We start from the raw sequence: 26,014 nt of genomic DNA, 5'->3' as shown, positions 1-26,014 counted from the left end.
TGGGTAGGGTGGCGCCATGCCCGCTGTGACGACGCAACGCGGAGCGACGAGGAGGAGCGGCCGACTATGACCGACAGCAAGACCGAATACGACAAGCTTTTCATCGGCGGCAAGTGGACCGAGCCGTCGACCGACGAGGTGATCGAGGTGCGCTGCCCGGCCACCGGCGAGTACGTCGGCAAGGTGCCGCTGGCGGCGGCCGCCGACGTCGACGCCGCGGTCGCCGCGGCCCGCGCGGCCTTCGACAACGGGCCGTGGCCCACGACGCCGCCCAAGGAGCGCGCCGCTGTGATCGCCAACGCGCTCAAGCTGATGGAGGAGCGCAAGGACCTGTTCACCGGCCTCCTGGCGGGCGAGACCGGCCAGCCGCCGACCAGCGTCGAAACCATGCACTGGATGAGTTCGATCGGCGCGCTGAACTTCTTCGCCGGCCCGGCCGTCGAGCAGGTCAAGTGGAAAGAGGTCCGCACGGGGGGCTACGGGCAGAGCATCGTCCACCGCGAGCCGATCGGCGTGGTGGGCGCGATCGTCGCGTGGAACGTGCCGCTGTTCCTCGCCGTCAACAAGCTCGGCCCGGCCCTGCTCGCCGGCTGCACCGTGGTGCTCAAGCCCGCCGCCGAAACCCCGCTCAGCGCAAACGCTTTGGCGGAGGCCTTCGCCGAGGCCGGTCTGCCCGAGGGCGTGCTGTCGGTGGTGCCCGGCGGCATCGAGACCGGACAGGCGCTGACGTCGAACCCCGACGTCGACCTCTTCTCGTTCACCGGCAGCTCGGCGGTCGGCAAGGAGATCGGCCGGCGCGCGGCGGACATGCTCAAGCCGTGCACCCTGGAGCTCGGCGGCAAGTCGGCGGCCATCGTCCTCGACGACGTCGACCTGCCCTCCGCGATCCCGATGCTGGTGTTCTCCGGGATCATGAACAGCGGGCAGGCCTGCGTGGCCCAGACCCGCATCCTGGCCCCGCGTTCGCGGTACGACGAAATCGTCGACGCCGTCAGCAATTTCGTGCAGGCGCTGCCGGTGGGCCTGCCGTCGGACCCGGCCGCCCAGATCGGCTCGCTGATCTCGGAGAAGCAGCGCGCCCGGGTCGAGGGCTACATCGCCAAGGGCATCGAGGAGGGTGCGCGGCTGGTCTGCGGCGGCGGCCGCCCCGAGGGCCTGGACACCGGATTCTTCGTGCAGCCCACCGTTTTCGCCGACGTCGACAACAAGATGACGATCGCGCAGGAGGAGATCTTCGGCCCCGTGCTGAGCATCATCCCCTATGACACCGAGGAGGACGCGATCAAGATCGCCAACGACTCGGTGTACGGGCTGGCCGGCAGCGTGTGGACCGCCGACATCGAGCGCGGCATCGCGGTCTCGGAGAAGATCCGCACCGGGACCTACGCGATCAACTGGTACGCCTTCGATCCGTGCTGCCCGTTCGGCGGCTACAAGAACTCGGGCATCGGCCGCGAGAACGGCCCCGAGGGTGTCGAGCACTTCACGCAGCAGAAGAGCGTCCTGATGCCGATGGGCCACACCATCGACGCCTGAGCGTCCGCACCGAACGTGCACTGACCGCGAGGTTTTCGCTGATTTCTCGCGGTGGGTGCACGTTCGGCGTTTCCGGCCCTCCCCGGCCGCCAAAATTATGCAAAACAGCATAGAACGCCGGTGGCCGCGATTCCGCACACCACCGCAGAAGCGGTCCAAAATGCGAATTTACCGTGCTTTTGCGGTTTTCTAGGAAGTTGATTTGGTTACTGGACCGATGTCTTATATGCTTCTCAGCATAATCATGGTCGGCGCACAGGCCGGGAGAGAATCATGTGGATCATCGAGCTGAACATCGGCGGCTATCAATTCACCCGCGAGATGCCCGACCTGAAGCGCCGGAGTTTCCGCTTCAGCCCGCGCGGCATGCATTGGCCGGTACTGCGGCATTCGCACGCTGCGTGACGTTGGCCCCGGGAGGCACGAGAGTGGCGACCACGAGCGAGACCGTGCAGGACATCCCCCCTACCAAGCGCGGCGGCACGCGCAAGAAAATGCTGGCCAGCGCAGCCGAGGTGATGCGCGAACGAGGCGCCGCCGGCGTGACCATCGACGCGGTGCTGGCCCGCAGCGGCGCGCCACGCGGTTCGGTCTACTACCACTTTCCCGACGGCCGCAATCAGATCCTGATCGAGGCGCTGCGGTATTCCGGTGACGCCATCACGGCGATGATCGACGACGCCGCCGAGCAGGGCGCCCGGGTGCTGCTGGGCAAGTTCGTCGAATTCTGGGAGCGCAAGCTGACCGAGGGCGGCTTCAACGCGGGCTGCCCCGTGGTGGCCGCGGCGATCGGCTCGGACGATGACGACGCCAAGCTCTCCGCCGAGGCCGGCGCCATCCTGGGCCGCTGGTGCGCCGCGCTGACCCGGGCGTTCACCCACGACGGCTTCGACGAGCCCTGCGCGGCCTCGCTGGCGGTGATGTCAATCGCCGCCCTGGAAGGCGCCATCGTGCTGTCCCGCTCGACGGGCAGCATCGACCCGTTGCGCCAGGTCGGCGATCAACTCGAATTCCTCATCAAGGCAAGGGAATTCGTGGTCCGCAACAAGATCGCCGAGTGACGGCTCAGTCGCTGGCCGGCAGCGGCTTGACCTCTTTGAGCTGCAGCGCGGTCGCACCGACGCTCAGGCTCCCGGCGCCCGGCTTGGTCACCAGCACCTCGGCGCCGGTCTCGTCGACGTAGCGCTTGCCCATCACGGTGCCGCCGGAGAAGGCCGGGTCCGGTTCGCCGGAACGCTCGGCGCCGATCGGCACCATCGGCGCACCGCCACAACGCAAGTCGTCGAGGCTGTCGGCGCTCCTGACGACGATCACCTGCGTGTCACACACCTGGCTGGCCAGGCGGGTTCCGTTCTTGATCATGCACGTAGCCCTTCTAGCATCTCGATGATCTCCCGGCGAAGAACCTTGCCGGTGGGGGTCGTGGGCAGCTCGTCGCGAAAGACTACTCGGTCGGGGGTTCGCGACCCGCGCAGGCTTTTCCGGACGTGCTCGCGCAGTTCCTCGGGATCCGGTTCCGCGCCGGGACGGGGCACCACCACCGCGACGATGGCCTGCCCCCACTGCGGATCCTCCACGCCGACCACGGCGACGTCCCGCACGTGCGGGTGCTCGACCAACACCTCTTCGAGCTCGGCCGGCGCGATGTTCTCGCCCCCGCGGATGATGGTGTCGTCGCTGCGGCCGCCGATGAACAGGTAGCCGTCCTCGTCCAGCATGGCGATGTCTTTGGTTGGGAACCAACCGTTTTCGTCGAGCACCGAACCGATCCCGGTGTAGCGCCCGGAGACCTGCTCGCCGCGGACGAACAGCTCCCCGGTTTGACCGGGCCCGAGCACGTTGCCGTCCTCGTCGCGAATCTCGATCTCGATGCCGGGCACCGGACGCCCCACCGACGCCAGCCGCCTGGCGACCGGAGCCGCCGATGCGCCGTGCGCCGCCCGGTGGTCGTCCGGGGTCAGCACCGCGATGGTGGAGCTCGTCTCGGTCAGTCCGTAGGCGTTGACGAAGCCCACGTGCGGCAGCAGCTCGAGGGCCCGGCGGACCAGCGGCAGCCCCACCTTGGAACCGCCGTAGGCCAGGTTGCGCAGCGAGGGCAGCTCGTGGCCGCCGGTCTCGAGCGCGGCGACGATGCGGTCCAGCATGGTGGGCACCACGGTCGCGGTCGTGACGCTTTCGGCGTTGATCAGCCGAATCCATTCCTGCGCATCGAAATTCGGCAGGTAGACCATCTTGCGCCCGGCGTACAGGTTGGACAGGGCGGCGCCCACCCCGGCGATGTGATAGGGCGGCACGCAGATCAGCGCGGCGTCGCTGTCGCCGGCCGACTCGAATTCCACCGTGCCGGTGACGTAACTGGTCAGGTTGTTGTGCGACAGTTCGACGGCCTTGGGCTGCGACGTGGTGCCGGAGGTGAACAGCACGATCGCCACCGACTCCGGGTCGGGGAACGCCGGTTCGAAGCCAGCGGCCCCGCCCCGCGCGGCGGTCAGGAATTCGTCGGTGGTCATCACCCGGTCGGGGGCCGCGCCGACCATGTCGCGGTAGCGCTCGTCGACGATCACCAGGGGCTCGGGGAGGCGCTCGACGAGCGCCTGGATGGCGTCGGCGGACAGCCGGTAGTTGATCGGGGTGAAGGCCACCCCGGCGCGGGCGGCCGCGAAGATCAGCACCGGCAGCGTCGCGCCTCCGGTGCCCACGTAGGCCACGTGTTTCGCGTTCGACGCGGCGATCACCGCGGCGCCACCGTCGGCGAGGTCGCTGAGCTGCTGCGTCGTCAGGCGCAGGGAGCCGGAGGCCCCCTGGGAAACGACGGCCGTGCGGTCGGGATTGCTCGACGCGGCCATCTCCAGCAGCAACGAAATACTCACGCTTGCACTTTCTCCGGTATCACGGCGTTACAAAGCTGGCCAAAAGTGTCATGTTCGACTGTAGCTTAGATCACCCGGCACCGGCGCGGAGCGGGCCGGTGGCTCAGCTGCCGGTCCAGCGCGGCGGACGCTTCTCGGCGAAGGCGATCGCGCCCTCCTTGGCGTCGTTGGAGGCGAACACCGGGGCCAGCAGTTTGTTCTGTTCGGCGAACATGTTCTCGGGGCTCCAGCCGCGCGACTCGACGATGATCCGCTTGGTGGCCGCCACCGCGAGCGGCCCGTTGGCGGCGATCTTCTCGGCCAGCGCGATCGCCTCGTCGAGCGCCTTGCCCGGGTCGGCCAGCGCGTTGACCAGCCCGAGCTCGTGGGCGCGCTCGGCGGGCAGGTTGTCGCCGGTGAGCGCGAGCTCCATGGCGATGGCCGACGGGATGCGCTGCGGCAGCCGCAGCAGCCCGCCGCCGCCGGCGACCAGCCCGCGCTTGACCTCGGGGATGCCGAAGGCGGACTCCCTGGACGCGACGATCAGGTCGGTGGCCAGCGCCAGCTCGGTGCCGCCGGCCAGGGCGTAGCCCTCGACCGCGGCGATGAGCGGCTTGGCGGGCGGCCGCTCGGTGAAGCCCATGCCGCGGCCCTCGACGATGGGCAGCTCGCCCCGGGCGAAGGCCTTGAGGTCCATGCCCGCGCAGAACGATCCGCCGGCGCCGGTCAGGATGCCCACCGAGAGGCCCGGGTCGCCGTCGAGCCGGTCGACCGCCTCGGCCAGTCCGTTGGCCACGGCCGCGTTGACCGCGTTCTTGGCCTTCGGCCGGTTGATCGTGATGATCAGGATCCGATCGCGTTGTTCGACCAGGACTTCGGGTTCGTTGGCTTCGTCGCTCACGGGCCGCACAGCTCCTTCGGGTAGGGGTGGCTGCTGTCGCAGACGATGCTAGCGGCCGGGGGAAATGACGTTGGTACCAGTCGAGAGTCCCGTTTCCGGGGCGGCCCTCAGGCCGGCGCCATCGCCGCTTCGACGACGGTGAGCTCCTCGGAAAGTCCTGCCGCCCTGCGTATTTCGATGAAGTCGGCGACCATCGCCTCGGTCACCTCGTGCGGGTCCTTGAGCGTGGCGCCATCGGACAGCACCGAGATGTTGAGCTGGTCGACGTAACTCCACACGGTGATGTTGAGGCCGCTGCCCGCCGTCAGCGGGCCCACCGAGTAGATCTCGGTGACCAGCGCCCCGCCCACGCGGCCGCGTTCACGCGGACCGGGCACATTGGAGATGTTCAGGTTGAGGATCTTGTTGTCGCCGTCGCGGCCGGACGCCCACCGGAAGAAGGCCTGGGTGGGCGCGGGCGGCATGTAGGCCGCCCAGCGACTGACCAGCTCCGGCCCCATCAGCTGGTTGCTTTCCTTGGCGGCGATCGCGTTCTCGTGACTGCAGCGCACCCGCTCCAGCGGGTCGTCGGAATCGGTCGGCAGGCCCACCAGCACCCCGGTGAACCGGTTGCCGGAGATCCGCTCGGGCGAGAAGTCGAAGCTCATCGGCACCGACGCCAGCAGGGGTTCGGCCTGGCCGTCGTAGCGCAGCAGCAGCGTCCGCAGCGCCCCGGCCGACATGGCGAGCACCATGTCGTTGATCGTCGCCCCCAGCCGTTTGCCGGTCTCCTTGACGTCGGCCAGCGCCAGGGTGGCCGTGGCGAACCGGCGCTCGGGGGTGATCTTGTGGTTGATGAAGCTCGGCGGCGGTTCGAACGGCCGGCTCAACTCCGGGGACAGCTTGCGCGAGCTGCGCCGCACCCGGCGCAGGCCCTCGGCCGTGTAGCGGATCGTGTGCGGGATGCGCCCGACGTGGCGCAGGTGGTCGGCGAAGGCCGAACTCATCAGCTGGCGCGTGGTGGGCGCCGGGTCGGAAACGTACGGCCCGCCCTCCGGCCCGGGCTGCAGGTCCATGCCGCGGGCCATCAGGTTGGCCGAGGCGACGCCGTCGGCGAGCGCGTGGTGGATCTTGCCGACCACCGCGATCCGGTCGTTCGCCAGGCCCTCGATGAAGTACATCTCCCAGAGCGGGCGGCTGCGATCCAGCGGGGTGCTGGCGATGCGGCCGATGGCCTCGTCCAGCTCCCGCCGCCCGCCGGGGGCGGGCAGCCGCCAGGGCCGGATGTGGTACTCCAGGTCGACGTCGCAGTGCTCCCGCCACATCGGATGGTGGAGCTTGAACGGGATCTCGACCAGCTGGTAGCAGAACGGCTCCAGCTTGCCCAGGCGGCCGCGGATGACTTCGCGGAAGGCGTCGATGCCGAAGTCACGCCGATCGGAATCGAGTTCGATCACAGCGGCTTTGATCGTGTGCATGTGCACGTTCGGCGTCTCGCTGTAGAGCAAGACCGCGTCCCACCCGCTCAGCCTTTTCACCGCTGCCCCTTACCCATAGAGGGACCATACTCAGCAGCGGCAGTTCAGATAACCTCTTTGGCCGCGTTTGTCTTGGTGCGGTACACCTGGTTGAGGAACAGCGAAGCCGCGTGCGCCGCCGCCCCGGCCCGCTCCCCGTCGATGAGGTCGTAGCCGTGGCCGGCCCCGGGCAGTTCCAGGTAGCCGACCATCGAATGCGAGACGGCCCGCATCCGGTCGACGAAGCTGCGCGCCTGCTCGACGGGGATGACGCTGTCCTTGCTGCCGTGAATCACCAGGAATGGCGGCGCATTTCGGTGCACGCGCGCCATCGGCGACGCGTCGCGGAACACGTCGGGATGACGGTCGATCCTCTTCCTGACCACCACCCGCTCGAGGAAGTCGACGAACCTGTCCCGCTCGGGCGTGGAGCGGTCCTCCCAGTCGTAGCGACCGTAGATGCCGACCACCGCGTCGACCTCGGTGTTGGCGCCTTCGGGCAGCTTGGCGTGGTACCGCGGGTCGTCGGGGGTGAGCCCGGCCAGCGCGGACAGGTGGCCGCCGGCCGAACAACCCGCGACGGCGACGAAATCGCGGTCGCCGCCGAACTTGTCGACGTTGGCGCGCGCCCACGCGATGGCGGTCTTGACGTCGATGATGTGCCGCGGCCACCGGTGGTGCGGGGCGACGCGGTAGTCGATCGCCAGGCAGACCCAGCCCAGCTCGGCCAGACGCGACATCAGGGCGGAGCCCTGGCCCATGGCCTTGCCGTGCACCCAGGCGCCGCCCGGCACGAAGATCAGCACCGGCGCGGGGTGCGCGGGCAGGTTCTTGCGGCGCCACACGTCGAGCACCTGGGCGGGGTGGTCGCCGTAGTGGACCGCGCGACGGTGGAGGTAGCGACGCTGACGCATCGCGTCCCAGATCGGCGGCGTCCGCAGCGCCGCCGGCCAGTCCAGTTCGAGGTCCCCCGCCGACACGATCCCCCGCAGGGCCGCGACGGACACGTCGCGCGCGCTCACCGGGTCCCGGGGCGGTTCGGGGCTGACCTTCGGCTGGCGCGGCTTGGTCATCCCGGAGAAGAAGTCGGGGGCGTGCCGGGCGCCCCAGATGCCCATCGCGGTGAGGCCGCCCAACGGCTCGAGGTGTTTGCCGACCACCGGCAGCGAAGCACCCGCGACGCTCAAGGCCAGCGCGTAGTCGCCGGGGCGCGCCCGCAGCAACCACTTCGCGCACGATGTCATACTCGGCCTCCTTGCCGTCGTGTGAGGGCAGCGTACCCCCGGCCCCAGGTCCGAAACTGACGTTTGCGTCGACGTAACGCCCGACATCGAAAAGACATCCGGCGGGTGGTTGCCCTGAGGGCTTACGTGCTGTTTCGAGCGTTGGCGCAGTTTGCTGTCGGCGTCGCGCCGGTCGGCCTGCGACACGCTCACATGGCCGCCAGGCAGGCGATCACCCGGTCGCCGATCAGCCGCACCCCGGTCAGCGTCAGGCCGACCTGGGCGGCGAGGGCGGCGGCGCTGTCGACCCCGACCGACGCCCAGCGGAACCAAGGCCCGACCTCGCACGCGGACTCCAGCCGGACCCAGCGGGAGCGGATGCCGATGTTCTCGGCGTCGAACTCGGCCACGCACCGGCCGCCCCGCGCCAGCAGCTCGGCGGCCCGCCCCAGGATGCGGCACGGGTCCCCGCCGAGGCCCACGTTGCCGTCGACCAGCAACACCGTCTGCCACAGGCCCATCGCGGGCAGCGGGTCGAACACGTCGCCCAGCAGGACCGGCGCGCCGCCGCGTCCCGCCAACCGGATCGCGGCCACCGAGCGGTCGATACCGAGGGCCGGTACCCCGCGCTGGATCAGACGGGCGACCAATCGTCCAGGGCCGCAACCCAATTCGATCGTTGGGCCGGTGCACATCTGGGTGACGGCTTCGTCGAAGTCTTCGTCGAAGGCGCCGACGGATCCGTCACCGGGACATGGGTCGTCGGGACATCGCACGCCCAACCAGCGGTGCGCGGGCAGCGGCCGCAGTTCGCCGTCCTCGTGCCGGATCCAACATCGCTCGCCGTCCAGCGCGCGATCGTAAAGGTGCCCCAGCATTCACGTCCCTCGCGTCCTGCCCGACCGGGCGGTCCACGCTCGGTCCCGGTGAGGGACGTTGCGACGACGAACCGGCAACAGCCTGCACGCTGACGCGTGCCGCGCTCGCCAGCATTCCACCGATACCCCGATCTTCGTTCGGCTAATCCACCGCCCTTGGGGTACGCGCCCGGCAGCGGATTGGTTCATTCGCCGTCCGCGACCGGCGGGCCGAACAGGAAGGCGTCCAGCAGGTCGTTCACCCGGGCGGGGTCTTCCAGGGCCGCGAGGTGCGCGATCCCGTCGAGGACGCTGAAGGACGCGCCGGGGATCGACTCCGCCATGGCCCGGGTCTCCGCCACGGGGAAGGTGGCGTCCTCGGCGCCGGCGACCACCAGGACCGGGGCGGTGATGGTTCGCAGGAGGGCGTGCTGGTCCGGTCGGTCGGGCACGACGCTGCGCACCGCCCAACGGGCCGAACCGATGTCCACCGCCCGCAGGTTCGTTCGCACGGCGTCGACCACGTCGGGCCGGCGGCGCAGCGTCGTCGGGCCGAGGAAGGCGCGCAACGCCGACCGCGTCAGCGGCGGCCGGAGCCCGCCCAGCAGCGTCGCGACCCGCAGCATGGCCTCGTACTTGGCCTTTTGGGCGAGGCCGGCTTTCGATGCGGTGCAATTCATCAGGACCGCGCGGTCGAGTCGGTCGGGATACCGCGCCGCGAACGTCGCGCCGATCATTCCGCCCCACGAATTGCCGACGAAGTGGGCCCTGTCGATGCCGAGCCCGTTCAGCAGGTCGACGACGCAGCGGGCGCAGTCGGCGAAGGTGAAGGCCGAGCGGAGCGGTTCGCTGCCCCCGTGGCCGGGCGGATCGATCAGCACCAGGCGGTGGCGCTCCCCGAACACCGCGGCCTGGCCCGCCCACAGATCGCCGGTCATCAGCAGGCTGGGCCACATCAGCACCGGCGCGCCGGTGCCGGGGCTGACCTGCACGCGGATCTTGCCGAGCACGGTGTCGACGAACCCCGGCTCGAGCCGAGGGGCGTTTCCGCTCACGTTGCCTCCCCGAGGTCTTCGGATGTCGGTGCGGTCTGTCTGCGCCGCCGCCTATCACTGATACCAGGCCGCGGCGTTTTCGGCGTCGGTGATACTGATGCGGTGCCGAACACCGATGTTCACCCTGACCTGCAACGGATCGCCCGGTTCGCGCCGCGCCGGCTGGTCGGTCCCCGGACCCTGCCGCTCATGCGGGCGGGGATCGCGCTGCGGGGCCGCCTGGGCAGGCCCGTCCGCGACGTCGAGGTGATCACGCTGAGTTCCGGGGCGGGCGTCCGGCTGTTCCGGCCGGCGGGCGTCGCCGAACCGACCGGCGCGCTGCTGTGGATCCACGGCGGCGGATACGTGATCGGCACCGCCGAACAGGACGACCGGCTCTGCAGCGGGTTCAGCCGGCGGCTGGGGATCACCGTCGCGTCGGTGGAATACCGCCTGGCGCCCGAACATCCGTATCCGGCGCCGCTGGAAGACTGCTATTCGGCGTTGACCTGGCTCGCCGGCCTGCCGTCCGTGGACCGGTACCGGGTGGCCATCGGCGGCGCGAGCGCGGGCGGTGGGCTGGCGGCGGCCCTGGCCCTGCTGGCCCGCGACCGCGCCGAGGTGAGCCCCGCCTTCCAGTTGCTGACCTATCCCATGCTGGACGACCGCAGTTCGGCCACCGCCCGCAACGCGAACTACCGGCTGTGGGACAACCGCAGCAACCGGTTCGGCTGGGCGGCGTACCTCGGCGACGCCGACCCACGGGTCGCCGTGCCCGGCCGGCGCGATGACCTGAGCGGGCTGCCGCCGGCCTGGATCGGGGTGGGCACGCACGACCTGTTCCACGACGAGGACCTGGCCTACGCCGAGCGGCTGACGGCGGCCGGCGTGCCGTGCCAGGTGGAGACCATCCCGGGCGCCTTCCACGGCTTCGACCTCATCGCCCCCAAAGCTCAAGTGTCACAACGGTTCTTCGACAGCCCGTGCGAGATTCTGCGGGCCGCGCTCGCCGCCGCGGCCTGATCGCCGGTCACATCGCGAAGTAGACGAGCTCACCGCCGATGACGGTGGCCGCCACCATGCCGGCGTCCAGCTCGGCCAGCGCCGTCGCCGGCGGCTCGCTGAGCACACAGAGGTCCGCCGGCTCCCCGACCGCCACGCTGCGCGCCTGGCCCGGCCGGTCCGGCCGGCCCAGGAACATCGTCAAAGCCTCGGGCGCGGAGACGCATTCGTTCGCGTTGAGGACCGCGCCGCTGGGGGTGGTGCGGTAGACGGCGGCGCGCATCGCCGTCCAGGGGTCGCCGTGGCCGAACGGCATGTCGGTGGACAGCCCCACCGGCACGGCCGCTTTCACCAGGGAGGCGACCCGCCACAGCTGAGCGTGCTCGTCGGCGGGGACGTCGGCGAGGTAGTGATCGCCGCGCTCGGCGACGAAGTTGGGCTGGGTCACCACCGTGACGCCGAGGTCGGCCAGGTCGGCCACGTTGTCGTCGGGCACGACGGCGGCGTGCTCGATGCGGTCCTGCGGATGGCTGCCGGCCGCCCGCAGGGCCGCGATGGCGACCACGAGCTGGGCCGCGGTCACGCAATGCACGGCCACCGGCCGGCCCTCACCGTGCCGGCCGCCGATCCACTCCGTCAGCCCGTCCAGGTCGAGGCGGTCGTCGTGCAGGATCTTCTTCCCCGGGGACAGAAAGCTCGGCCGCGGCCGGAACTCGCCGCGCCGGTGGGCCACCACCAGCGACACCATGTCGTCGGCGTCGAGGTCGGGGGTGGCGTCGGTGACGCCGGTGACTCCCGTCGCGGTGATCCGCCGGCTGAGCTCCGCCAGGTCGCTTTCGCGCCGCTGCAGCAGGTCCGACCAGCCGTGATCGGCGCTGCGCAGCCGCCCGTCGGGATGATCGGCGAGCCCGACCCGGCCCAGCGCCTCGGAGTTGAGGATCCACAGCGCGCCGCTGCGGTGCTGGATGCGCACCGGGACGCCGCGGACCATTGCGTCGAGCGCGGTCCGGTCCAGGTCGCCGGCCACCGACTCGTGGTAGCCGACGGCGCGGATCCAGCCGTCGGCACCCGGGGTCGCATTCGACAGCAGGTGCGTCAGTTCGGTTTCGGTGCTGACCCCCGGCGGCCCGACGAAGAACGAATCCAGCGCGGAGGCCGCCGACCGCACGTGCACGTGGTGGTCGTGCAGGCCGGGCAGCACGGCCCCCCCGCCGGCGTAGAGCACGCCCTCGCCCGGCCCGGCCACCAGGCCGTCGCCCATTTCCTCGATCCGCTCGCCGACCCGGATGTCGGTGGTGGTCCCGTCCAGCAGCGCGGCCCGGCGAATCAGCATGGCGGGCAGCCCTTTTCGGCCACCAGACGGCGCACCGCCTCGTTGTCGGCGCCCAGCCGCGCCGCCGGCCGCGCCGGCGGCGGGACCGGCGGGGGCGGCGCAGGGCGGTTGCAGACCGACGCCTGCATCGGCAGCGCCGCATACCCGGCGGCGACGTTCGCCATCGACACCTCGATCAGCTCGCCGCCCCCGCGGTCCAGCGCGTCGGCGACCACTCGGGCCGCCTCCAGTCCGGTCAGCGGATCGGCGATGGCGTCGCCGCAGAACACCGGCCCGTCGGCGGCGACGCCGACGAGCCCGCCGCCCACCGCGGCGTCGTCGCCGAACGCCGGCCTGCCGTCGAGATGTCCCTTGATGCGCAACCAGATTCGGCCCCTGCCCGGCTCGATGTGCTCCGGTCCGAGCCGGCGCCGGCTCAGCGCCGCGGGACGCGAGCCTTCGATGACGACGTCGGCGACGGTCAGCAAGGCACGCAACTCGTCGGGCCGGCGGTCGAAATCGACGCAGTAGGAGAGTTTTTCACCGTTCATCCAGTCGAGGAAGCCCGCGTTGCCCGCGCGGGTGCCGTCCGGGCGGGCCGGGCTCTCGACCTTCACCACGGTCGCCCCGGCCCGCGCCAGCAGCTGCCCGCACAGCGGGCCCGCCCACATGGAGGACAGGTCGGCGACCAGGAGGCCGGCGGCGCCGCGCGCCGGCCCCCGGGCCCCGCGTGGCCGTATTCGCGGCGCCGCGGGCAAGGCCTCGCCCAGGCTCGCCGCGGGGATGTCGAGCAGGGTCGCGCGCTCGACGATCGCGGCGCGCGGTTGCGTTGCGGCCCAACGCCGCAGCACCGGCCACGGGTCGCCGGCCACCTCGTCGGCCTGCACCAGGGCGGGGACGGCGGCGGTGTCGTCGGGGCGCGACAGCGTGATCGCACACCAGCCGTCGGCGGCGGCCAGCAACCGGGTCGCACCGCCGGCGGACACCCGGCCGCGACGGGTCAGGCCCAGCAGGGCGGCGCGCCCGGCCAGCAGGCCGGCGGCATCGATCGTGACGCCCAACCGCTCACCGATCGCCGCGGCGACCCACCGGGCCCGGGTCAGCACGTTGGCGCGGGAGAAGTCGGGCGGCCCGTCCGGCAGTCCGGTCAGATAGGCCAGCCCACTGCTCCCCCACATCGACGTAGCCGAGCTCACGCCCCCCATTGTGCGCGTGGCCGTCCTAGAACTGCAGCGCGCTGAATCGCCAGTCCAGCACCGCGCGGTCCGGCTCGCCCACGGCGTAGACCAGCGACCGCAGCCCCAGCACGCCCCCGCGGGCGGTCGGCTCGGCCGATTCGACGTGCAACTCGCTGTAGAGGGTGTCGCCCTCGTGGACGGGGCCGGTGTGGTCGCAGGACCGCCAGCCCAGGACCGTCACCAGGTTGGGCAGCAGCCTGCTCGCCTGCGCGAGGGCGAGCCCGATGGTGTGCCCGCCGTAGACCAGCCGCGCCCCGCCGACGCGCGAATCGTGGTGTGTGGCGGCGATATTGAGGGTGAGCCGGGCGAGTTCCGGCGCGCTGCTGACGACGTCGCCGGTGCTGTGCAGCACCGCTCCGGCCAGGGCGCGATCGAAGTGCGGGCCCGGCACCCTGTTCCGGAAGGTGTCGGCGTCCCACTCCGCGGTCGGATCGGACGTGGGGGGCGGCGCGTCGGCGCCGATGGTGGACAGGTCGTCATGCGGCGCCCGTTCCGGTCGCCAATCCGGGCCGGCGGGCAACATGCCGCAGCGGTAGAAGTCGAGCACCAACCGGCCGGCCTGGTCGACGGTGGTCATCCGCAGCGCCGCGAGTCCCGTGGGCGCCCTGCCCGGCTTGGGCGAATTGGCGCGCAGCCCAACCACTTCCGTGCGGGTGGACAGCGAGTCGCCGATGACCGGGAAGCGGTGAAACGTCAGCCCGCGGTAGAACAGGTTGGCCTTGACCCGCTGGGTGGCCAGCGTGGACTGCCCGATGGCCACGTCGCAGACCAGCCCCGGATGCGCCAGCGGCGCGGGCAGTCCGGTGACGGCGGTGCACAGGTCGGCGTCCAGCGCCAGCCGCAGCCGGTCCCCGACGATCGACTGGTGCACGGCGGCCAGTCCCGAGGACAGCGTGATCGCCGGCGCCCAGTCGAAAACCTGGCCGACCGACAGGTCGTCGAAGTACGGCCCGCCCTCCCGCACACGCGCATAGGTCACGGGGCCAATATGGCACAGGTGAGCAATGAGCTGAACGACGAAGAGGAAATGCTGGTCGCCACGGTACGGGCGTTCGTCGACCGCGACGTCAAGCCGACCGTCCGCGAGGTCGAACACGCCAACACCTATCCGGACGCGTGGATCGAGCAGATGAAGCGGATCGGCATCTACGGCCTGGCCATTCCCGAGGAGTACGGCGGGTCGCCGGTGTCCATGCCGTGCTACGTGCGGGTCACCGAGGAGCTCGCCCGCGGCTGGATGAGCCTCGCGGGCGCGATGGGCGGGCACACCGTGGTGGCCAAGCTGCTGACGTTGTTCGGGACCGAGGAGCAGAGGCGGGCGTATCTGCCGGCGATGGCGACCGGCGAGCTGCGCGCCACCATGGCGTTGACGGAACCCGGCGGCGGCTCGGACCTGCAGAACATGACGACGACGGCGTTGCCCGTTGAGGGCGCGGACGGCGCCCCCGGCGGGTTGCGGATCAACGGCGCCAAGACGTGGATCAGCAACGCGCGCCGCTCGGGGCTGATCGCGCTGCTGTGCAAGACCGATCCGAACGCGACGCCGCGGCACCGGGGCATCTCGATCCTGCTCGTCGGGCACGGGCCCGGGCTGACGGTGTCGCGGGACCTGCCCAAGCTGGGCTACAAGGGCGTCGAGTCCTGCGAGCTGTCCTTCGACGACTTCCCGGTGCCCGAGTCGGCGGTGCTGGGCGGCCGGATGGGCGAAGGCTTTTCGCAAATGATGAAGGGCCTCGAAACGGGCCGCATCCAGGTGGCCGCCCGCGCCCTGGGCGTAGGCACGGCGGCGCTCGAGGACGCGCTGGCGTACGCACAGCAGCGGGAAAGCTTCGGCAAGCCGATCTGGAAGCACCAATCGGTCGGCAACTACCTGGCCGACATGGCGACCAAACTCACGGCCGCGCGCCAGCTCACCCGCTATGCCGCCGAACGCTACGACAGCGGCGAGCGTTGCGACATGGAAGCCGGCATGGCCAAACTGTTCGCCTCGGAGGTGGCGATGGAAATCGCCTTGAACGCCGTGCGAATCCACGGCGGCTACGGCTACTCGTGCGAGTACGACGTGGAGCGCTACTTCCGCGATGCCCCGCTGATGATCGTCGGCGAGGGCACCAACGAGATTCAGCGCAACGTCATCGCCGGGCAGCTGGTGGCGCGGGGCGGCATCTGAGCCGGAGCCGAATGTGCGGGCTTGACGTCGGGGCGTGCTGTATCCTTGCTTGACTTCTCAAGCCAGCAAAGCTGCGCGGGAGTAAAACTTACTGCAACGAAGGAAAGTCGGCTGCGATGAGTTATCCCCCAGGGCCGTACGAGGGCTCCCCGGAATGGCAGGGTCAGCCGCCGCCCTGGCAGGGCCAGCAGCCGGGTTGGCCGGGGCAGCAACCGGGTTGGCAGGCACCGCAACCGGGCTGGCCGGGGCAGCCGGAGCCGGAAAACTATCTCGTCTGGGCCATTCTGGTCACGGTGTTGTGCTGCCTGCCGTTCGGCATCGTGTCGATCGTTTACTCCACCAAGGTGTCCGGGCTGTGGTCGCAGGGACGGTACGCCGAGGCGCAGGCGGCCGCCGACAACGCCAAGAAGTGGGCCATCATCGGCGCCATCGCCGGCGCGGTGTTCGCGGTGATCATGGTGATCCTGTACGTCGCCATCGGCGTGATCGCCGTCTCGAACCTGCCCTCGACCACGACCACCACGTATTCGGGCTTCTGACAACGCTTTAGGCGCTTCTCAGTCCCGGGTCGCGTCGACCAGGCCCCATTCCGACGCCGTGCCGGCATCGATGGTGCGGCCGGACAGCACGAGATAGGCGGTGCGCCACCGGCCGATCCGGCGGGTGACGCTCAGCGTCCCGCCGGCGCCGGGGATCAGCCCCAGTTGCAGCTCCGGCAGCCCGAACACCGAGTCACGGTGCGCGGCCACCCATCCGCAGAACGCCGCCATCTCCAGCCCGCTGCCCAGCACGCGGCCGTGCACCTCCGCCCGGCAGCCGCGGCCGAGCCGGGCGGTCAGCGCGTCGAGCGCCAGGGCGGGGCTGTGCCGGGTGCGGGCCAGGTGGGCGCTCGCGGGGTCGGCGAAGGTCCCGAACTCGGCGAGGTCCCCGCCGCTGCAGAACGACGGTCCGTTGCCGCTCAACACGATCCCGGTCACCGACGGGTCCAGTTGCGCGACCGTCAGCGCCTCCAGCAGCGCCGCGCGAGCATCGGTGGAGAACGCGTTGTGGCGCTGCGGGCGGTTGAACGCGATGCGCAGCGTGTCGCCGTGCCGCTCGGCCCGCACCGGGTCGGCGATGTCGGGCATCCGCGCCGGACCGCGTTCGGCCAGCCAGCGCGCGAATTCGGGACCGGCCTGCAGGGTGGAGTAGGCCAGCGACTCGGTCACCACCGCGGGCAGGGCCGGCCCGCCGGGGTTTACCCCGCGCAGCACGTCGTCACAGACGCCGCTCGCGCGCGGCCAGCGGCGACAGCGCGCGGTCAGCTCGGCGAGCGCGTCGGGCACCGAATCGACAGTGACGACCCGGGGATCGTCACAGCGGTTCTCGGTCAGCGTGAAAGTTGCCGTCTGAAGCCATGATTCGCTTCGGGCGAGGTCCGCCGCGGCGCCGTGGGCCAGGATCACCCCCGGCGGGGACGCGGCGCCGGCGTCGACGGGGCCGGGGTCCGGCGGGCTCGCCAGGTCGATCACCCGGGGCATGGGTCACACCGAGTATTTCTCGATCAGCCCGTTCTTGTAGAGCTTGCCGGTGTCGGTGCGCGGCAGTTGCGCCTCGAACGCGATCGATTTCGGACACTTGTAGTGCGCCAGGCGGTCTCGCAGCCACGTCAGCAGTTCGGCGGCGAACTCGTCGGTGGCGTCACCCGGGTCGACGGTCTGCACCACGGCCAGCACGCGTTGCCCCATCTCGTCGTCGGGAACCCCGAACACCGCCGCGTCCAACACCTTCGGGTGGGTGACCAAGAGGTTCTCGGCCTCCTGCGGGTAGATGTTCACCCCGCCCGAGATGATCATGTGGTGGCGCCGGTCGGTCAGGTACAGGTACCCCTCCTCGTCGAGGTAGCCGATGTCGCCGACGGTGGCCCAGCCGTGCTTGTCGCGGGAGGCCGCCGTCTTCGTGGGGTCGTTGAGGTATTCGAACGAATAGCCGCCCTCGAAGTAGATCTCGCCGGCCTGCCCGGGCGGCAGCTCGTTGCCGTCCTGGTCGAGGATGTGCACGGCGCCCCCCATGGGTTTGCCGACCGAACCGGGATGCGCCAGCCACTCTTCGGCGGTGATCAACGTCGACCCGTGCGCCTCGGAGGAGGCGTAGTACTCGTCGATGATCGGACCCCACCAGTCCATCATCTGCTTCTTGATCTCCACCGGGCACGGGGCCGCCGCGTGCATCACCCGCTGCAGGCTGGACACGTCGTACGAATTACGCACGCTCTCCGGCAGTTTCAGCATCCGGGTGAACATCGCCGGGACGAACTGGGCGTGCGTGACGCGGTGGCGCTGGATGGCGTCGAGACAACCCTCGGCATCGAACTTCTCCAGCACGACCGTCGTGACCCCGCCGGCCTGCGCGCTCATCGACCACACCGACGGCGCCGTGTGATACAGCGGCGCCGGGCTCAGATAGATTGAATCGGGATTCATCCAGAAGCTGACCAGCGCCGACATCATGCCGGGCGCCTCGGCCGGCGGCACGTGCGGCAGTTCGCGTTTGATGCCCTTGGGCCGCCCGGTGGTGCCCGAGGAGTACTGCAGCAGGTCGCCCTCCCGTTCGTCGTCGATCGGGGTGTCCGGCTGGTCGGCAACGCATTCGGGGTAACGCGCCCAGCCCTCGAGATCGTCGTCGGCGATCAACAGCAGCCCGGGCAGGCCGTCCGGCAGGTGCTCGGCCAGGTTCTCGCACGTCTTGCGCAGCGCCGCCGACCCGACGATCGCCTTGGCGGCGCTGTTGTCGATGATGTAGGCGGCCTCGGCCGCCGTCAGGTGGGTGTTGATCGGCACGTAGTACAGACCGCTACGACGCGCCGCCCACATCACCGCGTGGATGTGCTCGTTGTTCTCCATCAGGATCGCCACGGCGTCGCCCTCGGCGAGGCCGGCCCGCCGGAAGTAGTGCGCCAGCCGGTTGGCCCGCGCCTCCAGCTCATCGAACGTGATGACCGTGCCGGACGGGTGGAGGATGACGGCGGGCTTGCCGGAGCCGAGATACTCGCGAATCTGCATGCGCAGACTGTACCGCCGAAAAACTTGACGGGTGTCAAGTGGTCGTCGACCGGGCTTCTCCTTCGCGTGCCGCGCACCTGGCTTACAGTGCGTCAATGGGCATCATCGAGGGCCAGGCCACCCCGGATGCCCCGTCGGGAGTAGTGACCTTCCTTTTCACCGACGTGGAGGGGTCGACGCGCCGGTGGGAAGCCGATCCCGACGCGATGCGGGCGGCCCTGGCAACTCATGACGACCTGCTCCGCAACATTGTGGCGGCACACCAGGGTTGGCTGTTCAAGCACACCGGCGACGGGGTGTGTGCCGCGTTCAGCTCCCCGAAGGCCGCCGTGGACGCGGCCGTGGCCGCCCAACGCGGCTTAGAGCTGCCGGTGCGAATGGGCATCGCCACCGGCGAGGCGGAGTTGCGCGGCGGTGACTACTTCGGTGCGGTGCTGAACCGCGCGGCGCGGGTCATGTCGGCCGGACACGGCGGCCAGATCCTGCTCGACGGTGCTACCGCCGAGTTACTCGCCGGGGTGCACCTGACCCACCTCGGCGCGCACCGGCTCCGGGATATCACTAGGCCCGTCAACGTGTTCCAGGTGCTCACCGATGGCCTCGGGACCGCGTTCCCCGCGCTGCGGACCATCGAGATGAAAATCGGCAACCTGCGCGCACCGACGACGAGCATTATCGGGCGGGAACCCCAGGTCGGCGAAGTTGCGACGGCGCTGAAGTCGCACCGACTAATAACGCTGACCGGCCCCGGCGGTGTGGGGAAGACCCGGCTCGCGCTGGAGGTCGCATCGCGGCTGGCCCCTTCCTTCCTCGACGGGACGTGGGCGATCGAGCTTGCCCCGGTCGGAGATCCCAAGACGGTGCCGGATGCGGTGGCTGCGGCTCTTGCGATCACCCAACAGCCCGGCATGAACGTCTTCGACAGCATCGCCGCCGCCCAGGAAGGCCGCAACCGGCTCTTGGTATTTGACAATTGCGAACATGTTCTCGACGCGGCGGCCGACCTGATCGACGCAATCCTGCAGCAGTCCGAAACGGTGACGGTGTTGGCCACCAGTAGGGAGGGCTTGCGGCTTGCCGACGAACAGCTCTGGCCCGTAGCACCCTTGGACACCCAAAGCGGAGTCAACTCCAGCGCGGCGGCGTTGTTCGTCGCGCGTGCGCAGACCGTCGCGCCGACGTTCTCGTTGACCGGCTCAGATGACGCGGACGCGGTGGCCGAGATCTGTCATCGACTTGACGGTATCCCCCTGGCGATCGAATTGGCCGCCTCCCGAATGCAATCCATGTCCGTCACCGAGGTGAGAGATCGACTCGACGACCGGTTCCGCCTGCTCACCGGATCGCGGCGCGGCCTCGAGCGGCACCAGACCCTGCGGCACGCCGTGCAGTGGTCTTACGATCTGCTCGAAGACGACGAAAAGACGGTTCTGACAAGGTGTTCGGTTTTCGCAGGCGGCTTCGACCTGGCGGCGGCGGACGTGGTGGCAGGGATCGGCGACGACCTTGCCCTACTCGATGTGCTGGGTGCCCTGGTCCGCAAATCGCTGCTGCTAACGGAGCGGTCCTCCGCCCGGACCCGATATTCCATGCTGGAGACCATCCGCCAGTTCGCGGAGGAGCAGCTCGTCAGTAGTGGCGCGGCCGAACGCACCCGCGATGCGCACGCCCACTACTTTGCCGCCCGTGAGGACGACGTGCTGGCCCTGTGGAATAGCCCACGTCAACGCGAGTCCTACGACTGGCTCGCTCGCGAGCTGCCGAACTTGCGCGCCGCGTTCCGCTGGACCGCCGACCGCAACGACATGGACACTTGCGCACCGATCGCCTGCTACACCGCACTGCTCGGCATCTGTTGTGACCTCTACGAACCCGTCACGTGGGCAGAGGAACTTGTTCAACCCGCGCGGGCCGCAAACCATCGGCGCCTAATACAGCTGTGCACAATGGCCGCTCAGTGCTTCGCGGCGGGTCGCGTCGATCAGGCGATTACCTACATCGAGATGGCTCAGGCGGCTCGCGGCCGAGGGGGTCACGACGACGTCCCGTTCGGCTACGAGGTAGTGCTTGGCACTGCCTATCACCTGAAGGGCGAGCCTGAGAAGACCGCCGCGCTGGTGCGCACTGCGACCCCAGTGGACGCCGATGCGCGGACGCTGGCGCGTGTGATGCTGTCGATGGCGCTGGCCAACGCCGCCGCTATGGACGACGCCATGGCGATAGCCGACGGCCTACCCGCCGCCGCGGAAATGACGGACAACCCACAACTCAAGGCGCTGGCGTTGAACGCATATGCCTGGGCGCACCGCGACGATGATCCCGCCGCGGCCTATGAGGCCAGCGTCCGTGCGTTGAAAATCGCTCGGGACAGCGGCAATCGATATGTCGAATCGACGATTTCCATAGGCTTGTCCAGGCTCGCCGTTAACCACGGCAGCCCCCTCGAAGCCATTGACTACCTCGCTCTCGCTATCCGCCACTACCTGGACTCGGGCAGCTTCCTGATGATGGCCGGCCCGCTCGCGATGATCGCCGTCCTTCTCGATCGCTTCGGCCGTCACGAACAAGCCGCCACGATTATGGGATTCGGTGACCTACCCGGATCTCGCCTCGTGTTCACCGAGGTCGATGCGGCGATAACACACATGCGCGAGGTGCTGGGCGACCAAGCCTATGAATCGTTCGCACGCGCCGGAGCGGGCATGACGACGGCCGCGATCGTGACCTACGCGTTCGATCAGATCGATCAGCTGCGACTTGACCTGGCGCAGGCGACATCCGAATGAACGACCGCACCCAGGCGCGAGCGTGACGTTGGTTTCACGTTGGAGCCGAGCGTGAAGCCAACTTCACGCTCGGCGCCTAAGAATTAGTCGGCGTCGGCCAGCCGCTGCTTGAGCGCCTCGAACTCGTCCTTGACGCCGGTGGGCAACTTGTCGCCGACGAACTCGAACCACTCTTCGATCAGCGGCAGCTCCTGCCGCCACTCGTCGGGGTTGACCGCCAGCGCCTGCGCGACGTCCTCGCCTTCGACGTCGAGCCCGTCGAGGTCCAGGTCGTCGGCCGACGGCACGACGCCGATCGGGGTGTCCTGGCCACCGGCCCGGTGCTCGATGCGGTCGACGATCCACTTCAGGACGCGGCTGTTCTCGCCGAAGCCCGGCCACAGGAACTGACCCTCGTCACCGCGGCGGAACCAGTTGACGAAGAACACCTTCGGCAGCTTGGACTCGTCGGAGTTCTTGCCCAGGTCCAGCCAGTGCTGGAAGTAGTCACCGACGTGGTAGCCCAGGAACGGCAGCATGGCCATCGGGTCGCGGCGCACGGTGCCGACCTTGCCCTCGGCGGCGGCGGTCTGCTCGCTGCCCATGGTGGCGCCCATGAAAACCCCGTGCTGCCAGTCGCGGGCCTCGGTCACCAGCGGGACGGTGGTCTTGCGGCGCGCGCCAAACAGGATGCCCGAGATCGGCACGCCCTGCGGGTCGTCCCACTCCGGCGCCAGGATGGGGCACTGCGACATCGGCGTGCAGTAACGCGAGTTCGGGTGCGCGGCTTTGGTTTCCGTCTCGCGGATGTACCAATCGTTGCCCTTCCAGTCGATCAGGTGGTCGGGCTCGCCCTCCAGGCCTTCCCACCACACCTCGTGGTCGTCGGTCAGCGCGACGTTGGTGAAGACGGTGTTGCCGGCGGCGATGGTGCGCATGGCGTTGGGGTTGGACTTCCAGTTGGTGCCCGGCGCCACCCCGAAGAAGCCGAACTCGGGGTTGACCGCGTACAGCCGGCCGTCCTTGCCGAACCGCATCCAGGCGATGTCGTCACCGAGCGTTTCGGCGCGCCAGCCGGGAATGGTCGGCTGCAGCATGGCCAGGTTGGTCTTGCCGCAGGCGGACGGGAAGGCGGCGGCGAAGTAGTACGCCTTGTTCTCCGGGGAGATCAGCTTGAGGATCAGCATGTGCTCGGCGAGCCAGCCCTCGTCGTGCGCCATCGCCGACGCGATGCGCAACGAGTAGCACTTCTTGCCCAGCAGCGCGTTGCCGCCGTAGCCGGAGCCGTAGCTCATGATCTCGCGGGTTTCCGGGAAGTGGGTGATGTACTTGGTGTCGTTGCAGGGCCACGGGACGTCCTGCTGCCCCGGCTCGAGCGGGGCACCCACCGAGTGCAGGGCCTTGACGAAGAAGCCGTCGTCGCCGATCTTCTCCAGCGCGGCCTTGCCCATCCGGGTCATCACCTTCATGGACACCACCACGTACTCGGAGTCGGTGATCTCGACGCCCAGCTTGGGGTCCTCGGCGCCCAGCGGCCCCATGCAGAACGGCACCACGTACATGGTGCGGCCGCGCATGCAGCCGCGGTACAGGTCGTTGAGGGTCGACCGCATCTCGGCGGGTTCCATCCAGTTGTTGGTCGGCCCGGCGTCTTCCTTGCGCTCGGAACAGATGAACGTCCGCGACTCCACCCGGGCCACGTCCGACGGGTCGGACAGCGCGAGGAAGGAGTTGGGGTATTTCTCGTCGTTCAGCCGCTTGAAGGTGCCCGCCTCGACCAGCTGGTCGGTCAGCCGCTGCCACTCCTCGTCGGAACCGTCGGTGAACACCACCCGCTCGGGCTGGGTGAGCTCGGCGACCTCCCGTACCCACGACAGCAGCCCCTCGTGTTTCGTGGGCGCGGTGTCCAAACCGGGAATGGTCGCTGAGGTCATCGAAGTCTCCTGAATTCTTCTTTGTACTCGGGCTTCTTGGGTGCCTGTCGCGTATGCGGTCGCCCACACAACGGTGAACATGGTGGCGTTAACTACAGGTTATCGTGAGGATCTTGTCGGGGAAGTCTCGGGCAGGTATAAGCCTTCTCACAACAACGATTCAGAAGATCCCGAAAGATCGCCATCGCCGCTCCTAGAAGCCGGTTTTTCGGTTGTCTCGGTTGCCGCGGCTTTTTCCACGTCCGAAGCGGAATCGTCGGCTGTAGGTATACCCGCTTCACCCAGTTCTGCACGCACGGCGTCCAGGGCCGCGCGCACGGCGGGCATCTCCCGGTCCCGCGCGGCCGCCGCCCGCGACGCGGCCATCGCGTGCGCGCGCAGCTCGCGGTCGATGGCGCTGACCTGGCCGCCCACCTCCGCGCTCTCGACCTCGTCCTGGGCCATGACCGCTTTGCTCAGCACCGACTCGGCCACCAGAACGCGGGTGGCGACCAGCTCCTCGGCCACCGACCGCAGCGAGGAGGTCACCTCGCCCGCCCACCGGTCCAGCAGCGCCCGGTCGCGCAGCAGGCTGCGGATGTGGACCACCAGGACGGTGACCGCCAGTCCCATCGCCGCACACGTCACGGCCGCGACGACCGACAGCGCGGGGCTGAGCCGGGCCGCCAGCCCGCTCATCAGCCGGCTCAGGGTCAGCGCCACGCCCAGGCCGAATCCCGCGCCCAGCAGCATCATCAGCCAGGTTTCGTGGCGGCGCGATTTCAGCGGCGGCGGCGGAACGTCGACCGTCGGCAGCTCCTCGGCGGGCGGCAGGATCGTCGCGACCCCCACCACGTGCGCGACGTCGGCGAGGTGGGTCGCGGTGCCGTCGTTGACCTCGGCGACCACCTCGTGCAGCCGGTCACGGGTGTGCGCCTCGAAGCCGGGCATGTCGCGCCGGGACAATCCCGCGGCGTCCTCCTGCAGCTCGCTGCGCACCGACGAGCAACGGTTGCGCGCGAAGTGGGACAGCTGGACCCGCGCCTGCTGGATCTGGCCGCGCAGCGTGATGGTGCGCTCGGTTTTCGCCTCGCGCCGCTGCCGCAGCGCGGTGCTGCGCTCGTCGCGCAACGCGTCGACCCGCGCCCGCCGTCCGGCGCCGTCGGCGTCACGGTCGAACCGCTGCGCGACGGTCTTGAGGCGGAACTCCCAGGCCCGCAGCCTGTTCCGGCGGGCCAGTTCGGGGTCGGCCAGCCGCGCCGAGAGGGTCCGCACCAGGGCGTCGACGTCGGGGTCGCCGACGTCGGGCAACGCGGCCGCGCCCACCCACGGCACGCCGCCGTAACGCGGCGCATGCGCGGCCAGCGTCCCGCGGTTGGCGGCCAGGACGTCGCGCCACGCGCGGTGCACGTCGATCTTGGAGACCACCCCGACCACCGCATCGGTGTGCGCGGCCGCGGCGTCCAGCAGCGCGCAGTCGGACGCGGTGAGCTCGGCCGCCGCCGAGACGACGAACACCACCGCCGCCGGCGCCTCGCCGGAGCCAAGCTCCGCCGACTCGACGAACTTCTGCTCGGGCAGCCGATCCCGCAGGGCCGCCGCCACCGCGCTCACCCCGGCCAGCCACGGCCCGGTCACCAGCACCACCTCGCGGCGGTGGACGGCGGGGGCCTCCAGCTCCGGCGCGACGCCCGCCACCAGCGCGTCGACGGCAGCGACCGGATCGTCGGGCTTGTCGCCGCTCACCGCCAGTCCCCCGGCGACTGCCCGGGCAGCGAGCCGCAGGCCTGCGACCACAGGCGCATCGCTCCCCTGGCGATGTCGGCGCCGCAGGCCCGGTGCAGGTCGTTGCCCGAGGCGCGGCTGTAGCGCTGCCAGCGCACCGCCCGCGGCAGGTGCGCGGACGGATCGCGGTCCCAGTCGGCGGGGCCCGATGCGTCGGGGTCGAGCCCGGCCGCCTCGGCCAGGTCGACGGCCGCCGCCATCCGGGCCACCACGGTGTCGTCGTGGGACAGGAACGCGCTGATCCGCTCCGCGGGCTCGCCCGGGCCGACGGCCAGCGCCGCCAACTCCGCGACGGCGTCCAGCACCCGCTGGTAGCGCACCTCGGCGCCGGCGATCGCGAGCTGCGCCAGGACGGCGTCGACGCCGCTGGTCCGGCGCAGCAGCGCCCGCACCTGGGCCGCCGTCCGGCCCTGGCGGAACGCGGCGACCCCCAGCGCGATGCCGAACAGGTCCAGGGTCTGCAGCAGTCGCAACCGCACGTCGGCCGGCACGGGGTTGTCCGCCGCCAGGAACCCGGCGAACGAACCGTCCAGGGCGGCCGCCGCGCCCGGGTGCGCGGCCAGCGTGCGCAGCCCGGCCCACAGCGGGGCGTCCAGGTCGTCGAGCGCGGCGGCCGCGAGCAGCCCGGCCATGGGGAGCATGGGCGCACCCGCCAGGCCGCCCAGTTCCGCGCACCGGGCCCGCGCCGCCGCGATCGGCCCGTCCCCGCGGGAGAGGGATCCGGCCAGGTCGGCCTTGTTCAGCACCGCCACCACCGGGCGGCCGGCGGCGGCGATGGCCTCGGCGTCTTCCGGCTTGACCACCTCGGTGATCACCTGCACGACGACGTCGACGCCGCGCCCGTCGGCGGTCGTCACCGCGATCCCGGCGCCCGCCCCGGCGCGGTCCAGCG

Annotated in this window: 22 protein-coding genes; 7 read left to right on the top strand and 15 right to left on the bottom strand. The window is 70.2% G+C overall.

Annotation, left to right across the window (positions count from 1 at the left end; genetic code table 11):
• Nucleotides 1-66: 66 nt before the first annotated feature.
• From HMPREF0591_RS04895 to HMPREF0591_RS04890, 3 genes are all read left to right on the top strand, one after another.
• Entirely contained in the window at nt 67-1,536 is a 1,470-nt protein-coding gene (locus HMPREF0591_RS04895; protein WP_007167325.1) for an aldehyde dehydrogenase, read from the top strand.
• Nucleotides 1,537-1,809: 273 nt separating this feature from the next.
• The gene (locus tag HMPREF0591_RS34365) at nt 1,810-1,941 is read left to right on the top strand and encodes a hypothetical protein (RefSeq protein ID WP_007167324.1); all 132 of its coding nucleotides are present in this window, start codon (nt 1,810-1,812) and stop codon (nt 1,939-1,941) included.
• An 89-nt stretch (nt 1,942-2,030) separates the two neighbouring features.
• Nucleotides 2,031-2,597, top strand: a complete 567-nt coding sequence (locus tag HMPREF0591_RS04890; RefSeq protein WP_040621849.1) for a TetR/AcrR family transcriptional regulator — start codon at nt 2,031-2,033, stop codon at nt 2,595-2,597.
• 4 nt (nt 2,598-2,601) lie between these two features.
• On the opposite strand, the gene HMPREF0591_RS04885 is transcribed toward HMPREF0591_RS04890, so the two are convergent.
• The 7 genes from HMPREF0591_RS04885 to HMPREF0591_RS04855 form a co-directional block, all read right to left on the bottom strand.
• Nucleotides 2,602-2,898, bottom strand: coding sequence for a hypothetical protein (locus HMPREF0591_RS04885; protein ID WP_007167322.1), 297 nt, complete (start codon nt 2,896-2,898; stop codon nt 2,602-2,604).
• Nucleotides 2,895-4,406, bottom strand: a complete 1,512-nt coding sequence (locus HMPREF0591_RS04880; RefSeq protein WP_007167321.1) for a class I adenylate-forming enzyme family protein — start codon at nt 4,404-4,406, stop codon at nt 2,895-2,897. The genes HMPREF0591_RS04885 and HMPREF0591_RS04880 overlap by 4 nt, the downstream gene beginning before the upstream one ends.
• A gap of 103 nt (nt 4,407-4,509) precedes the next feature.
• Nucleotides 4,510-5,286 (bottom strand): crotonase/enoyl-CoA hydratase family protein, encoded by a 777-nt coding sequence (locus HMPREF0591_RS04875; protein WP_007167320.1) that lies wholly within the window; start codon nt 5,284-5,286, stop codon nt 4,510-4,512.
• A 107-nt stretch (nt 5,287-5,393) separates the two neighbouring features.
• A complete protein-coding gene (locus HMPREF0591_RS04870; RefSeq protein WP_007167319.1) occupies nt 5,394-6,803 on the bottom strand; it encodes a WS/DGAT/MGAT family O-acyltransferase in 1,410 nt (469 codons plus the stop codon).
• 44 nt (nt 6,804-6,847) lie between these two features.
• Nucleotides 6,848-8,026, bottom strand: coding sequence for an alpha/beta hydrolase (locus HMPREF0591_RS04865; RefSeq protein WP_007167318.1), 1,179 nt, complete (start codon nt 8,024-8,026; stop codon nt 6,848-6,850).
• A 188-nt stretch (nt 8,027-8,214) separates the two neighbouring features.
• Nucleotides 8,215-8,883, bottom strand: a complete 669-nt coding sequence (locus HMPREF0591_RS04860) for a class I SAM-dependent methyltransferase (RefSeq protein WP_007167317.1) — start codon at nt 8,881-8,883, stop codon at nt 8,215-8,217.
• A 185-nt stretch (nt 8,884-9,068) separates the two neighbouring features.
• Nucleotides 9,069-9,872: an alpha/beta fold hydrolase gene (locus tag HMPREF0591_RS04855; RefSeq protein WP_279626964.1), complete on the bottom strand. Its 804-nt coding sequence runs from the start codon at nt 9,870-9,872 to the stop codon at nt 9,069-9,071.
• 147 nt (nt 9,873-10,019) lie between these two features.
• Between HMPREF0591_RS04855 and HMPREF0591_RS04850 the strand changes: the two genes are divergently transcribed.
• Nucleotides 10,020-10,919 carry an alpha/beta hydrolase gene (locus HMPREF0591_RS04850; RefSeq protein ID WP_007167315.1) on the top strand — a complete coding sequence of 300 codons (900 nt, stop codon included), beginning with the start codon at nt 10,020-10,022 and terminating at the stop codon, nt 10,917-10,919.
• Between the two features lie 7 nt (nt 10,920-10,926).
• On the opposite strand, the gene HMPREF0591_RS04845 is transcribed toward HMPREF0591_RS04850, so the two are convergent.
• Genes HMPREF0591_RS04845 through HMPREF0591_RS04835 form a run of 3 tightly spaced genes read right to left on the bottom strand, consistent with a single transcriptional unit; the run spans nt 10,927 to nt 14,427 of the window.
• Nucleotides 10,927-12,231 carry an amidohydrolase family protein gene (locus HMPREF0591_RS04845; protein ID WP_007167314.1) on the bottom strand — a complete coding sequence of 435 codons (1,305 nt, stop codon included), beginning with the start codon at nt 12,229-12,231 and terminating at the stop codon, nt 10,927-10,929.
• The gene (locus HMPREF0591_RS04840) at nt 12,225-13,415 is read right to left on the bottom strand and encodes a CoA transferase (protein ID WP_007167313.1); all 1,191 of its coding nucleotides are present in this window, start codon (nt 13,413-13,415) and stop codon (nt 12,225-12,227) included. The genes HMPREF0591_RS04845 and HMPREF0591_RS04840 overlap by 7 nt, the downstream gene beginning before the upstream one ends.
• A gap of 16 nt (nt 13,416-13,431) precedes the next feature.
• Nucleotides 13,432-14,427 (bottom strand): MaoC family dehydratase, encoded by a 996-nt coding sequence (locus HMPREF0591_RS04835; RefSeq protein ID WP_040621118.1) that lies wholly within the window; start codon nt 14,425-14,427, stop codon nt 13,432-13,434.
• Nucleotides 14,428-14,436: 9 nt separating this feature from the next.
• Here HMPREF0591_RS04835 and HMPREF0591_RS04830 point away from each other — a divergent pair, with 9 nt between their 5' ends.
• Both HMPREF0591_RS04830 and HMPREF0591_RS04825 read left to right on the top strand, forming a co-directional pair.
• Nucleotides 14,437-15,618 carry an acyl-CoA dehydrogenase family protein gene (locus tag HMPREF0591_RS04830; RefSeq protein WP_040621115.1) on the top strand — a complete coding sequence of 394 codons (1,182 nt, stop codon included), beginning with the start codon at nt 14,437-14,439 and terminating at the stop codon, nt 15,616-15,618.
• 116 nt (nt 15,619-15,734) lie between these two features.
• Nucleotides 15,735-16,157 carry a CD225/dispanin family protein gene (locus HMPREF0591_RS04825; protein ID WP_007167310.1) on the top strand — a complete coding sequence of 141 codons (423 nt, stop codon included), beginning with the start codon at nt 15,735-15,737 and terminating at the stop codon, nt 16,155-16,157.
• Nucleotides 16,158-16,175: 18 nt separating this feature from the next.
• Here the strand turns inward: HMPREF0591_RS04825 and HMPREF0591_RS04820 are convergent, their stop codons facing one another.
• The gene (locus HMPREF0591_RS04820; protein WP_007167309.1) at nt 16,176-17,138 is read right to left on the bottom strand and encodes an enoyl-CoA hydratase/isomerase family protein; all 963 of its coding nucleotides are present in this window, start codon (nt 17,136-17,138) and stop codon (nt 16,176-16,178) included.
• Between the two features lie 3 nt (nt 17,139-17,141).
• Nucleotides 17,142-18,659 carry a fatty-acid--CoA ligase FadD4 gene (gene fadD4 / locus HMPREF0591_RS04815; RefSeq protein ID WP_007167308.1) on the bottom strand — a complete coding sequence of 506 codons (1,518 nt, stop codon included), beginning with the start codon at nt 18,657-18,659 and terminating at the stop codon, nt 17,142-17,144.
• Nucleotides 18,660-18,754: 95 nt separating this feature from the next.
• On the opposite strand from fadD4, the gene HMPREF0591_RS04810 reads away from it, so the two are divergent.
• Entirely contained in the window at nt 18,755-21,445 is a 2,691-nt protein-coding gene (locus tag HMPREF0591_RS04810; RefSeq protein ID WP_007167307.1) for an ATP-binding protein, read from the top strand.
• Between the two features lie 83 nt (nt 21,446-21,528).
• Here HMPREF0591_RS04810 and HMPREF0591_RS04805 read toward each other — a convergent pair whose 3' ends face one another.
• From HMPREF0591_RS04805 to HMPREF0591_RS04795, 3 genes are all read right to left on the bottom strand, one after another.
• Nucleotides 21,529-23,358, bottom strand: a complete 1,830-nt coding sequence (locus HMPREF0591_RS04805; RefSeq protein WP_007167306.1) for a phosphoenolpyruvate carboxykinase (GTP) — start codon at nt 23,356-23,358, stop codon at nt 21,529-21,531.
• Between the two features lie 147 nt (nt 23,359-23,505).
• Nucleotides 23,506-25,083 (bottom strand): hypothetical protein, encoded by a 1,578-nt coding sequence (locus HMPREF0591_RS04800; protein WP_040621844.1) that lies wholly within the window; start codon nt 25,081-25,083, stop codon nt 23,506-23,508.
• Nucleotides 25,080-26,014: hypothetical protein (locus HMPREF0591_RS04795; RefSeq protein WP_007167304.1), on the bottom strand; the 935-nt coding region annotated here is incomplete at its 5' end. The genes HMPREF0591_RS04795 and HMPREF0591_RS04800, both read right to left, overlap by 4 nt.

The organism is Mycobacterium parascrofulaceum ATCC BAA-614 (assembly GCF_000164135.1).
GTDB classification, from domain to species: Bacteria; Actinomycetota; Actinomycetes; order Mycobacteriales; family Mycobacteriaceae; genus Mycobacterium; species Mycobacterium parascrofulaceum.
The sequence above is the reverse complement of the archived record's forward strand: the minus strand, read 5'-3'. Positions and strand labels throughout refer to the sequence as shown.